The sequence below is a fragment of the Microbacterium maritypicum genome (assembly GCF_008868125.1).
Classification (GTDB): Bacteria; Actinomycetota; Actinomycetes; order Actinomycetales; family Microbacteriaceae; genus Microbacterium; species Microbacterium maritypicum.
In genome coordinates this window covers 756,033-767,790 of record NZ_WAAQ01000002.1, presented here as the reverse complement: position 1 = coordinate 767,790, position 11,758 = coordinate 756,033, and the positions used below count along the sequence as shown (strand labels likewise).

Here is an 11,758-nt window from a genome sequence, read left to right as displayed (position 1 = left end):
CATGCCCTCGGATCCCGCTCCTGTTCCCGGCGTCGAGCGTCCGGTCATCACCGCTCTCGACATCGTCCGCGCCGTCGTCCTCGTCGTCGCCGTGGCCTCTCTCGCTCTGTGGGGCTTCGCGAGCTGGGATCTTCCCTGGAACATCGTCATCGGTGTCGGAGCGCCCGTCGTCGTGATCCTGGTCTGGGCGCTGTTCCTCTCGCCGCGCCCGGTGCTGCGTGTGCACCCCTTCCTGCGCGCAGCCGTCGAGCTGCTGATCTACGTCGGCGTCACGATCGCGTGGTGGTCGATGGGACAGGCACTGATCGGCACCGCATTCGCCCTCGTCGCCGTGGTCGCCGGCGTGCTCAGCGGTCGACGCGCGCTGTCGTGAGGTTCCCCTCGTGAGCGCACTGTCGTGAGCGTACTGTCACTCCTGCAGGAGTCCCTCGGCGCGCTCGTCGACACCGATGAGGCATCGCTCGAGGATGCCAGAGCAGATCGTTCCGGCCACGCCGCTGCGGGGCGACCTCTCGCCGTCGTCCACGCCGAGCGTGTCGAAGACGTGCAGCAGACCATGCGCATCGCGACGGCCACGCGCACACCGGTCGTGGTTCGCGGCGCCGGTACCGGACTCGCGGGAGCCGCGAACGCCGGGGCGGGCGAGATCGTGCTGTCGCTGCGGCGGATGACCGCGATCAGCGAGATCCGCCCGGACGACCTGCTCGCCGTCGTCGAACCCGGCATCCTGAACGCCGACCTCAATGCCGAACTCGCCACGCACGGTCTCTGGTGGGCTCCGGATCCCGCCAGCCGCGACATCTCCACCGTCGGCGGCAACATCGCTACGGGCGCCGGCGGTCTGCTGTGCGCCAAGTACGGAGTGGTGCGCGACGCGGTGCTCGGCGTCGACCTCGTCCTCGCCGACGGCCGGCTGCTGCACCTCGGTCACCGCAGCGTCAAAGGCGTGACCGGCCTGGACCTCACCGCCTTGATCGTCGGCTCGGAAGGCACACTGGGCGTCGTGGTCGGAGCCACCCTCAAGCTGCGCAGGCTCGTGCCCGGCGAGACCTGCACCGTCACCGCGACCTTCCCCGGAGTGCGCAGTGCCGCCGCGGCCTCCGCCGCCGTGACGGCGGCGGGCGTGCAACCGGCGATCATGGAGCTGATGGATGCCGCCAGCCTCGCGGCCGTGCACGCCCTGCTTGCCCTCCCCGTCCCGTCTGCGGGCACGGCCCAGCTGGCCATCCAGACCGATGGGCCGGCTGCCGCTGAAGAGGCGGACACGATCGCCGCGATCCTGCGCGCCCACGACGGCGAGACGGTCGTCTCCCACGACCGTGTCGAGGGCGAGCGCCTCCTCGCCATCCGGCGGTCTATGCACGCGGCGATGGCCTCGCTGGGAACGACGCTGATCGAAGACGTGTCGGTGCCCCGCAGCGCCATGCCGGCGATGTTCGACGAGATCGCGCGCATCGAACGCGAGTACGGCATCACCATCCCGACGGTTGCCCACGCCGGCGACGGCAATCTGCACCCGAACTTCATCTTCGACGGGCCGGAGACCCCGCCGCACGTCTGGGCGGCGGCCGATGATCTCTTCCGCGCCGCGATCCGTCTCGGGGGCACCCTGACGGGCGAGCACGGCATCGGCGTCCTGAAACGCCGATGGCTCGTCGATGAGCTGGGCGATGACCAATGGCAGCTTCAGCGTCAGATCGCCGCCGTGTTCGATCCCCTCGGCATCCTCAACCCCGGAAAGGTGTTCAGCCTCGATGCCTGACATCCATGTGAGCGCGGCCGTGATCGTCGACGAGGCCGGACGAGTGCTCGTGGTCCGCAAGCAGGGCACGAGCATGTTCATGCAGCCGGGTGGCAAGCCCGAGGCCGGCGAGTCCGCGGCGCAGACGCTGATCCGCGAGCTCCACGAAGAGCTGGGGCTGGAGCTCGACGAGGCCGATCTCCAGCCGCTGGGCTCTTTCGTGTCCGCGGCCGCGAACGAGCCGGGTCACCGCGTCATCGCCGAAGCGTTCGCGACGTCCGTCGATCCCCGGGCGGTCACGGTCCAAGCCGAGCTCGCCGAACTGCGCTGGATCACCCCGGACGACATCGCCACACTCCCGCTGGCGCCCCTGAGCGTCGAGCACCTGCTCCCGATCGCCTGGCCCGCGTCGGCGGGCTGAGCGCGGGCCAGGCGTCGGGCAGGTGTCAGATGCCCTGCCAGGAAGGCTTGTTCGCGAACGTGTAGCGGTAGTAGTCCGCGAGCGCGAGGCGCGAAGCTGCGGCTTCGTCGACCACGATCGTCGCGTGCGGGTGCAGCTGGATCGCGGAACCGGGCAGCAACGCCGTGAGCGGCCCCTCGACCGCGCCGGCGACGGCTGCGGCCTTCCCCTCGCCGAAGGCGAGCAGCACCAGGTGACGCGCCTTCAGGATCGTCCCGAGCCCCTGCGTGATGCAGTGCATGGGCACGTCGTCGATCGAGTCGAAGAAGCGAGCGTTGTCCTCGCGGGTCTGCTCCGTGAGCGTCTTCACGCGAGTGCGCGACGCGAACGACGATCCGGGCTCGTTGAAGCCGATGTGCCCGTCCGTGCCGATACCGAGGATCTGCAGATCGACACCGCCTGCGGCGTCGATGGCCGCTTCGTAGTCGTCCCCGGCGTGCTGGATCGTCGCCTGCGCGCCGTTGGGGACATGGATGCGCTGCGGGTCGAGTCCGAGCGGCTCGACGACCTCACGCGTGATGACGGAGCGGTAGCTCTCCGGGTGCGCGGGGTCGATGCCGACGTACTCGTCGAGGGCGAAGCCGCGCACCTGGGAGACGTCGCGACCCGCGAGCTGGGAGCGGAGCGCCTGGTACACCGGCAGCGGGGTCGATCCGGTCGCGAGGCCGAGGACCGCGTCGGGACGACGGGCGATCAGCTCCACGATCTCGGTGGCGACCAAAGCGCCGGCGGCCTCGGCATTCTCGACGATGACGACCTCAGCCATGCGGAACGATCTCCTTCTCGGTGATGGAGGCGCCGACCAGTGCGGCGCCGAATGCGGCGGCGGGAGACCCCGCCGGGAGCAGTTCGATTCTCTCATCCAAGCGGAGCGACCGCATGAACGGTGACGCCTCGGCGCCGGCGTGCAGCGCCGCGCGGATGCCGTTCTCGAGCCGGTCACCGAGAGCCGTGAGCCCTCCCCCGATGACCACCGTCTCGACGTCGGCGGAGAGCACGAGCACGCGCACGGCGGCTGCGGCTCCGTGGTACAGGTCGTCGCGAAGCGAGAGCGCCAGCGGATCGCCGGCGTCCGCCGCGTCGAAGATGTCCCTGATCGGCAGCGCACCCGGGCGTCCCCAGGCCTTGGCCAGAGCACCGCCGCCGCAGAAGGTCTCGACGCATCCGTGCTGTCCGCAACCGCACAGGCGTCCGTGCGGGTCGACGGAGAGGTGACCGACCTCGCCGGCCGTTCCCCGAGCGCCACGCCAGATGCGCCCATCGATCACGATGCCGGCGGCGACGCCCGTTCCGAGGTTCAGATACGCCATGGAGCCGGCGATCCCGCTCAGCACCGCAGCGCCGAGGGCTGCGGCCTTCACGTCGTTCTCCACCCGGAAGGGCACGCCGAGCGCGCGTTCGGCCTTCTCGGCGAGGTCCAGGGACTCCACACCGAGGTTGACCGCGTGATCCACCCGCCCGGCCTCGGCGTCGACGAGCCCCGGGATGCCGATGCCGACGGAGCCGACGTCGGCGAGGGGGAATCCGCTCTCGTCGGCGAGCGCCGTCACGGCCATCACGATGCTCTCGACGACGGCGTCATCGCCCCATCCGGTGGGTCGTCGCAGCCGTCCGCGGATGTGACCGGAGGGGTCGACGGCCACCGCGTCGATCTTGGTGCCGCCGACGTCCAGGCCCACTCGAATCTGCCGACCGGAGCGGTCGGCCGTGTCTGCACCCGTCATCGGATGTCGCTGCCCGTCGTGCCGGTGCGGGTGGAGGTGACGATCACGACACTCCCAGCTGCCCGGAAAGCACCATGACCGCGGCTCCCCGCAGGACGATGTCCTCCTGGTGCGTCAGGCGCACCACGACGTCTTCGAAAACACCCTCGAGGGTGCGAGCGTGCAGAGTCTCGATCGCGGCATCGATCAGGATGCCGTCGAGCAGATCGGCAGGTCCGGAGAGCACGACCTCGGAGAGGTCGAGGGCCGCGACGATCGGAGCGATGGCGATCGCCATGCGCGTTCCGGCATCGCGGAGGATCTCGTCGCGCGCATCGGGTTCCGCCGCGATCGCCGCACCGAGGCGGCTGACGCTGAGCCACGCCTCGAGACAGCCGTCCTTTCCGCACGCGCAACGGGGTCCGCCGTCGGTTCCGACGACCACGTGCCCGATCTCGCCCGCCGCGAAGCGGCTGCCCAGCAGCGGCTGGCTGCCGGTGATGAGGCCGGCTCCCACGCCCTTGCCGATCTTGATGAGCATGAAGTCGGCTTTCGCATCGCCGAAGGTGTACTCGGCGAGCACCGCCGCGTTGGCGTCGTTGCGCGCGAGCACTGGCAGGTCGAGATCGACGCCGAGCTTCGCCTCGAGCGGGAAGTTCGTCCAGCCGAGGTTGGGAGAGCTGAGGACGAGGCCGTCAGGGCGCACGACACCCGGGGTGCCGATACCCACGCCGAGCAGCGGTTGGGTGGATGCGGCGACCAGGGTCTGCGCGAGCTCCCGGAGGGCTGCGTACGCCGCCTCGCCGTCGGGCGACTGCGGACGCGGCACCGCACGTCGTTCGAGCACGTCGCCGTCGAGGCTCAGCACCGCGCCGGTGAAGGCGTCGGGTCCGGAGAGATCGAGACCGACGATTTGGTGACCGAACCGGTCGATGTCGATGAGGATGGGCGGCTTGCCCGGGCCGACGGCCTCGCGCACGCCCATCTCGATGACGATCCCATCGGCGATGAACTCGGCGACCAGGTCGGAGATGGTGACCCGGGTGAGCCCCGTCTCCCGGGAGAGGTCGGCGCGACTCATCGCCCCTGCGTGGTACAGAGTCTGCAGGACCAGGGCGCGGTTATGACCGCGGGCGTGCTCGGGCAGCACCTTGGATCGCGAGCGCAGGTGGCGCCCTGGGCCGAAGGCGTGCGCATTCGCACCGACGTACTCTGACGGCGATGCGGAACGCTGTTCATCCGAAACGGACATGTTTGTTAGTAGACCTTACGAACAAAAATTGCGCAACCTCCGCTCGCGGACGCGCGAGGAGGGTTACCGAAACGTTACATTACTTCGGGTCGTCGGCGACGACCGTCTTCGAGCGCTCGATGAGACGCTCCACGAGCCCCGCGACGATCTGCTCCCGAGCCTCGATCGTGAGTGGCTTCCCCGGCACGCCGGGGCGGCGCTGTCCGGGCTCCGGCCCGTCAAGGGGACGATACCGCACCCCTGCCGCGGCGAGCCGGCGCAGGTGCGTCGGCAGACGCCGTCCGAAGTCGGCATACGGCGCCGCGTCCCCGCCCTCCCAGAGCCTCTCGGCGATCGCCGACAGACGCGGGAACATCGCGAAATCGACGCGATCCCTGGACGGCAGATGCTCGCTCCACACGTTCGCCTGTCCCCCGACCGCGCCGTCCTCGACGCGCAACGTGTAGGCGCGCTCGATCGACAGCGGCGGGCCGACCCTGATCGGCTCCTCCTCCGAATCCGACTGCGGGTAGTCGAGGTACACCTCGAGATCGGGGCACGCCACGACCTCGATGCCACGACGGAGCGCCTCGCGCATCGCGGCGGGACCACGCCACGCGAGGATGCGCACCCCCTCGGGGACATCCCCCTCGAGGACCTCGTCCCAGGCGAGGGCGACGCGACCGCGAGCACGGACGTGCGCGACGAAATGCGCCGTGAACCACGGCTGCACGTCGTGCGGAGTGCCGAGCCCGAGCTGTCGCATCCGCTCGGCGGCCGCGGGGCTCTGGGCCCACTCGGTCACCGGCACCTCGTCGCCGCCGATCCCGATCCACTCCGAGTCGAACACGTCGCACAGGGCATCGATCGCCGCCCGCCCGAACGCCAGCGCGGCATCCGTCGGAGCGAGGGTGCGGGGGTTCACCCCGAAGCGCTCCCAGGCGGAGAGGATCGGCTCCCCGACGTCGACGTTGCCGAGTTCGGGGTAGGCCGCCAGGCCCGCCTGGATGTGCCCGGGAAGCTCGACCTCGGGTACCAGGGTCACGAATCGCTCGCGCGCGTAGGCGACGAGCTCGCGCAGCTGCGCGGTCGTGTAGAAGCCCTCGTGCACGCCGACCTCGACCGTCGAGAGCGGCCCGTGCCCGAGCTGCGTCGCCTCGCGGCGCGCGCCCACCTCGGTGAGCCGAGGGAAGCCCGGCACCTCGAAGCGCCAGCCCTGATCGTCGGTGAGGTGCAGATGCAGGACGTTGAGGTGATGGTCGGCGAGCAGATCGATCAGACGGCGGACGTCGTCGACCGTGCGGAAGTGCCTGGCGACGTCGAGCATCGTCCCGCGCCAGCTGTAGGCGGGCGCCCCCTCCCAGACGCCGGTGGGGATCACCGCCGTCGAAGCCTCGGGGTCCCTGAGCTGTCGCAGCGTGGTGACGCCCCGGAACACTCCGACCGGACTCGCCCCCCTGACCTCGATGCCGGCGCCGCTCACGCTCACGCGGAAGGCTTCATCGGCGATACGGCCCGCCGCTGCGGCCTCGGCACCGAGGGTCTCGTCCACGCACAGACGGATCGGCGGCAGCTCGGTGTCGCCTCCTCCCCCGCCGCCGCCCAGCCGCGCCACGGAGGCGGCGAGATCGGCAGTGGCGAGGATCGGCGTCCGGGCCGTCCACACGAAGGCGGGAAGGGCCGGATCGATGACGGCCTCGACACGAGGTACCGTCGCGCGGTGCGCAGGCGGCGGCATCCGCAGCGCACGTCCGGGGGTGAGGCCGGTCACGTCGCCGTCCGACACCACCGGCACGCCGCCGACCAGCACCTCCACGATGCCGCTCGGGGCGGTGAGAGGCGCCTCGAACGTCGCCCCCGCCGCGACGGTCTCCGGGTCGAACAGCACCAGGTCGGCGGTCGCCCCCTGTCTGACGATTCCGCGAGGAGCGTCGCCGCGATCCAGCCCCAGCCGCCTCGCCGGGGTCCCGGCCAGGTGACGGACGGCCTCCTCCCAGGTGAGGATGCCGAGCTCACGCACGTAGTGCCCGAGGTACCGCGGGAACGTGCCGCGCCCACGCGGATGCGGCCGGGCGCCGATCAGGATCCCGTCGCTGCCACCCGAGTGCTGCGGGTGGCGCATGATCGCGCGAACGTTCTCCTCATCGCCGATGTGCATGAGGATGCCCGTGGCGCCGGCGTCCTCGAGGATCGTGTCGAGCACCACGTCGACGGCACGGCGACCGGTCGTGGTCGAGATCTCGGCGATCGTGCGTCCGACGAGAGCGGCGAGGGCGGGGTTCGCCGTGCCGGAGATCTGGATCTGCGTCCAATCGGCCTTCTCGCCGTGGAAGCCGTCGCAGCCGATCTCCTCGAGCTCCACGCGCACGGCTTCCCTGCCTGCGGCGTCGAGGGCTGCGATGGCCCCCAGCAGATCGCCGCCCGCTGCCAGCCGGCTCGGCAGCAGCGCGGAGAGCGTGGTGGCGCCGGGGAGGTAGGGATAGGTGTCCAGCGTCACGTCCACGCCGTCCGCGATCGCCTCATCGATCAGGGCCAGCAGTTCCTGCGCGCGACCCCGGTTCGGGGCGAAGTTCATGGTGGCGTGCGTGAGATGCACCGGGCAGCCGGTCCGACGTCCGATCTCGAGCGCCTCCCGGTACGCCTCGAGCGCCGCGCCCCCGTAGCTGCGCGTGTGCGGCGCCCAGTATCCGCCGCGTTCGGCGACGACGCGGCACAGGGCTTCGAGCTCCGCCGTGTCGGCGTACATCCCCGGGGTGTAGGTGAGGCCGCTCGACATGCCGAACGCTCCCGCATCCAGTGCCTCTCCCAGCAGATCGGCCATCGCGGAGATCTCGGTCGACGTCGCGGGACGGTTCTCATGACCGACGACCATCATCCGCAGATTCCCCTGCGGGACGAGGACCGCAGCGTTCGCGACGGCCGCAGCGTCGATCGCCGCGAGCAGATCGTCCATCGTCCGCCACGGCGCCTGTGCAGGCATCCCGTTCCACCCCGCGATCTGCGCCGGGATGACGGCGGCCGCGGCATCATCGAGGGGTGCGTAGCCGAGGCCGTCCTGGCCGAGCACCTCTGTCGTGACGCCCTGGCGGATCTTCGCGTCGTGGGCCGCACCGCTCAGCACGGCGAGTTCGCTGTGCGCGTGCATGTCGATGAAACCCGGGGCCAGCACGAGCCCGGAGGCCGCGATCTCCACGGCGCCGTCGGGGAGTTCGAGCTCGGACCCCTCCGCGCCGTCGGGGAGGATCGCGACGACTCTCGCCCCCTCCACGGCGACGTCGGCGACGTACCGCGGCGCCCCCGTGCCGTCGATGACGGTGGCTCCGCGATAGACCCGTACGAGCCCGGCCGCAGCCTTGTGCGCGCTCAGAAGCATGTCGCCACCGCTCCGATCACCCGGGGGTCGGCGGCGTCGGGGTCGTCGATCACCGCGACCACCCGCCACTTGTCGAAGGCCGTGCAGGGGTGCGAGAGTCCCAGCCGCACGACATCGCCGACGGCGACCGTCGCATCGTCCGCGAGACGCAGGAACGCGTGCTGATCGTTCAGCGCGGTGACCTCGCCCGCGACGCTCTGCGGAGCAGGCAGGTCGAGGTCGAACGGCACGTCGCGTCGGCCCGCGTCGAGCAGCGCGAGGCCGTGCTCCGGCTGTGACACCACTCGTGACCAGGCGTGCATCGCCGAACGGAGCGGCGCGGTCCCGGTGAGCGGGCCGAACGGGGACATCCGGGAGTAGAAGCCGTCGTCGTGGATCTGGAAGGCACCGGAGCGCAGCACGACATCGGCATCGGCTGCCGCCTCGGAGAGCACCGCTGCGGCGCGATCGGGGAAGGAGCTGCCACCGGCGCTGAGCACCGGGCGCACATCGTCGGGATAGTCCAGGCGCGTGTGCAGTTCGACGAGCGTCCGCAGGTAAGCATCGACGGCGGCGACGGAGGCCTCGCTGCGGTCCGGACCGAACGGTCCTTCGTATCCCGTGACACCCGCGAGCCGCAGGCCGGGCGCGGCGGAGAGCGCCTGCGCGATCCGCACTCCCTCCTCCACGGTGCGCGCCCCGGTACGACCGTGCGCCCCGCCGAGCTCGACCAGCACATCCAGCGGCCGCGCGGCGTCGCGCATCTCCTTCGCGAGGATCGCGGTGCCTGCGAGCGAGTCCGCCCAGCACAGCACGCGCAGTCCCTCATCGGCGGCGAGCAGCTCTCCCAGCCGCCGCACCGCGGCCGGGTCCGTGACCGCGTTGGCGATCAGCACGGTCGAGACGCCGGCGTCGATGGCCACCTCGGCCTGCCAGGGCGTGGCGACCGAGATCCCCCAGGCACCGGCGTCGAGCAGCCGCTGCCACAGCGCGGGGGCCATGGTGGTCTTGCCGTGCGGGGCGAGCAGCACCCCCTGCTCCCGCGCCCAGGCGAAGACGGTCTCCTCGTTGTGGGTGAGGGCGTCCTCGTGCACCGTCAACACCGGGGTGACCAGGTCGGAGAGGTGCAGATCGGCGTCGGCCACCTCCGAGAGTCGGAGGCCCGCAGCACGCGCCGGGAAGCCCTTCGTCCAGGCGCCGAGAACGGGATCCGGAATTTGTAGAGGCATCTAACAAGGCTACTAGGCTGGCGGCATGACCGCGAAGATCCGAGTTTCCACCGACGCCGCTCCCGCCCCCGCCCACACCTTCTCGCAGGGGATCCGCAAGGGCCCGTTCGTGCAGGTGTCCGGCCAGGGTCCCGTCGACCCGAAGACGAACGAGTACCTGTTCCCCGGCGACGTCGCCGCCCAGACGACCCGCACCCTGGAGAACGTGAAGGCGATCGTCGAGGCATCCGGTGCGACGTTCGACGACGTGGTGATGCTGCGCGTCTACCTGACCAAGCGCGAGGACTTCCCGATCATGAACGATGCCTACGGCGCCTTCGTGACCGCGCACACCACGAATGGCGTCCTGCCCTCGCGCACCACCGTCTTCACCGGTCTGCCGCGCGAAGAGATGCTGGTCGAGATCGACGGCATCGCCATCATCGACTGACGGGCCTGACGCGGGGAGGCACGTTATCACGGACCGTTGCCTCCCCGTTACCTCCCATCCCGTACCATTGAACATCAGGACACGTTTGAGAGCCGGGGGGTGAAGTTCGTGACCGATCTGATTTCTGCGCCGGGCGCAGCCGAGGCGCAGAGAGATGACTCCGCGCCCACCGCAGTACTCGCACCGACGGGAGCTCCCACGGAGACCGTCCCGCCGTCCACCGGCGAACAGCCCCTCGCCTGGGCCCCCATCGAACCGTCACCCAAGAAGCGCCGCCTCGGCCTCTGGATCGGTCTGGGTCTCGGCGTCATCGCGATCGGTGCGGGCGCGGCCTCCATGATCCTCATCGCGCCCGGCACCACGGTCGCGGGCATCCCCGTCGGATGGATGACCCCGGGCGCCGCGGCCGACACCATCAACGCCCACCTCGCCGAGACCGAGGTCACCCTCACCGGCGAAGGAGAGGGCACCGTGCTGACCGGCACCGACCTCGGTGTGAACGTCGACGCGACGGCTCTCGCCGACACGGCCTTCGCCGAGCACCCGCTCTGGAACCTCGGAGCCTGGATGGGCGACCCCGTACCGGCGGAGATCGCGTTCGATTCCGAGAAGGCGACCGCGGCACTGCGCGCCGCAGTGCCGACGAGCTTCGACGACCCCGTGGACGCCGGCGTGGTCTTCGACGCCGCCAGCGGCACCTTCGTCATCACCCCGTCGGAGACCGGCACCGGGATCGACGTCGCCGGCCTCAACGCCGCCTTCACCGAGGCGGTCGGCGACGGCCGCACCACGCTCGAGTACTCGGGCGACGCCGCCACGGCCCAGCCCGCCGTCTCCGACGACGACGCCACGGCCACCGCGTCCACACTCAACACGATGCTCCCGGCTGTCGGCTTCTACGTCGGCGAGGAGCGCACCGTTCCTGTCGATCCCGCCGTCGCCGCGTCCTGGCTCTCGGTCGTCGACGACGACGGGCAGCTGCGCATCGAGGCCGACCCGCAGGCGATCCAGGCCACCGTCGACGGTCTTCCCGCTCTCGTAGACCGCGCTCCGGTCAACGCGACCAACATCGTCGATTCCGCCGGAAACGTGCTCCGCGCGGAGCAGGAGGGCGTCGCGGGCCGCGCGCTCGGCGACACGTCGGACATCGCGGACCAGTTCGCCGACAAGCTCGCGGCCGGCGACGGCACGTTCGCCCTCACGGTCACCGAGACCCCGTTCGAGACGGTGAGCCTGTTCCGCCGCATCGACATCAACCTGAGCTCGCAGCGGGCCGTCCTCTACGAGAACAACGAGGTCGTGAACTCCTGGGCCGTCTCCACCGGCCTCCCCGGAACGCTGACCCCCACCGGCAACTTCAAGGTCTTCGCGCACACCCGCATCCAGGACATGGGCTGCTACGAAGGCGCTCCGTACTGCACGGAAGACGTTCCCTGGATCACGTGGTTCGCTCCGAACATCGGATTCCACGGCACCTACTGGCACAACAACTTCGGCCAGCGCATGAGTCACGGCTGCGTCAACCTGCCGATCGACCTCGCCAAGTACGTCTACGACTGGTCTCCCCAGGGCCTCGAGGTCTCCGTCCACTACTGACGATCGCTCCTCCCCC

General features: G+C 70.6%; 10 protein-coding genes. 5 read left to right on the top strand and 5 right to left on the bottom strand.

What is annotated here, in order from left to right; all coding sequences use genetic code 11:
* The first annotated feature begins 1 nt into the window (after position 1).
* Genes F6W70_RS14520 through F6W70_RS14510 form a run of 3 tightly spaced genes read left to right on the top strand, consistent with a single transcriptional unit; the run spans position 2 to position 2,162 of the window.
* Complete coding sequence (locus F6W70_RS14520; protein WP_055870560.1) at positions 2-373, top strand: YrdB family protein; 372 nt, start codon at positions 2-4, stop codon at positions 371-373.
* A gap of 24 nt (positions 374-397) precedes the next feature.
* Positions 398-1,762: an FAD-binding oxidoreductase gene (locus tag F6W70_RS14515; protein ID WP_151487109.1), complete on the top strand. Its 1,365-nt coding sequence runs from the start codon at positions 398-400 to the stop codon at positions 1,760-1,762.
* Entirely contained in the window at positions 1,755-2,162 is a 408-nt protein-coding gene (locus F6W70_RS14510) for an NUDIX hydrolase (protein ID WP_055870554.1), read from the top strand. The genes F6W70_RS14515 and F6W70_RS14510 overlap by 8 nt, the downstream gene beginning before the upstream one ends.
* Before the next feature lie 25 nt (positions 2,163-2,187).
* Here the strand turns inward: F6W70_RS14510 and nagB are convergent, their stop codons facing one another.
* From nagB to F6W70_RS14485, 5 genes are all read right to left on the bottom strand, one after another.
* Complete coding sequence (gene nagB / locus F6W70_RS14505; protein ID WP_127481997.1) at positions 2,188-2,967, bottom strand: glucosamine-6-phosphate deaminase; 780 nt, start codon at positions 2,965-2,967, stop codon at positions 2,188-2,190.
* Positions 2,960-3,925 carry an ROK family protein gene (locus F6W70_RS14500; RefSeq protein ID WP_174799539.1) on the bottom strand — a complete coding sequence of 322 codons (966 nt, stop codon included), beginning with the start codon at positions 3,923-3,925 and terminating at the stop codon, positions 2,960-2,962. Before F6W70_RS14500 ends, nagB begins: the two co-directional genes overlap by 8 nt.
* Before the next feature lie 43 nt (positions 3,926-3,968).
* Positions 3,969-5,156: an ROK family transcriptional regulator gene (locus tag F6W70_RS14495; protein WP_055870549.1), complete on the bottom strand. Its 1,188-nt coding sequence runs from the start codon at positions 5,154-5,156 to the stop codon at positions 3,969-3,971.
* Between the two features lie 79 nt (positions 5,157-5,235).
* On the bottom strand, positions 5,236-8,508 hold the full coding sequence (locus F6W70_RS14490; RefSeq protein WP_151487108.1) for a family 20 glycosylhydrolase: 3,273 nt from the start codon (positions 8,506-8,508) through the stop codon (positions 5,236-5,238).
* Positions 8,499-9,716 (bottom strand): alanine racemase, encoded by a 1,218-nt coding sequence (locus F6W70_RS14485; protein ID WP_318278908.1) that lies wholly within the window; start codon positions 9,714-9,716, stop codon positions 8,499-8,501. Before F6W70_RS14485 ends, F6W70_RS14490 begins: the two co-directional genes overlap by 10 nt.
* A 25-nt stretch (positions 9,717-9,741) precedes the next feature.
* Here F6W70_RS14485 and F6W70_RS14480 point away from each other — a divergent pair, with 25 nt between their 5' ends.
* Both F6W70_RS14480 and F6W70_RS14475 read left to right on the top strand, forming a co-directional pair.
* Positions 9,742-10,146 (top strand): RidA family protein, encoded by a 405-nt coding sequence (locus F6W70_RS14480; protein ID WP_017828337.1) that lies wholly within the window; start codon positions 9,742-9,744, stop codon positions 10,144-10,146.
* Positions 10,147-10,254: 108 nt separating this feature from the next.
* Positions 10,255-11,742 (top strand): L,D-transpeptidase family protein, encoded by a 1,488-nt coding sequence (locus F6W70_RS14475; RefSeq protein ID WP_318278907.1) that lies wholly within the window; start codon positions 10,255-10,257, stop codon positions 11,740-11,742.
* Positions 11,743-11,758 lie beyond the last annotated feature (16 nt).

Coding starts and splice junctions, on each gene's coding strand:
- F6W70_RS14520 (WP_055870560.1), top strand. CDS start 2: ATGCCCTCGGATCCCGCTCCTGTTCCCGGCGTCGAGCGTCCGGTCATC.
- F6W70_RS14495 (WP_055870549.1), bottom strand. CDS start 5,156: ATGTCCGTTTCGGATGAACAGCGTTCCGCATCGCCGTCAGAGTACGTC.
- F6W70_RS14490 (WP_151487108.1), bottom strand. CDS start 8,508: ATGCTTCTGAGCGCGCACAAGGCTGCGGCCGGGCTCGTACGGGTCTAT.
- F6W70_RS14485 (WP_318278908.1), bottom strand. CDS start 9,716: ATGCCTCTACAAATTCCGGATCCCGTTCTCGGCGCCTGGACGAAGGGC.
- nagB (WP_127481997.1), bottom strand. CDS start 2,967: ATGGCTGAGGTCGTCATCGTCGAGAATGCCGAGGCCGCCGGCGCTTTG.
- F6W70_RS14510 (WP_055870554.1), top strand. CDS start 1,755: ATGCCTGACATCCATGTGAGCGCGGCCGTGATCGTCGACGAGGCCGGA.
- F6W70_RS14480 (WP_017828337.1), top strand. CDS start 9,742: ATGACCGCGAAGATCCGAGTTTCCACCGACGCCGCTCCCGCCCCCGCC.
- F6W70_RS14500 (WP_174799539.1), bottom strand. CDS start 3,925: ATGACGGGTGCAGACACGGCCGACCGCTCCGGTCGGCAGATTCGAGTG.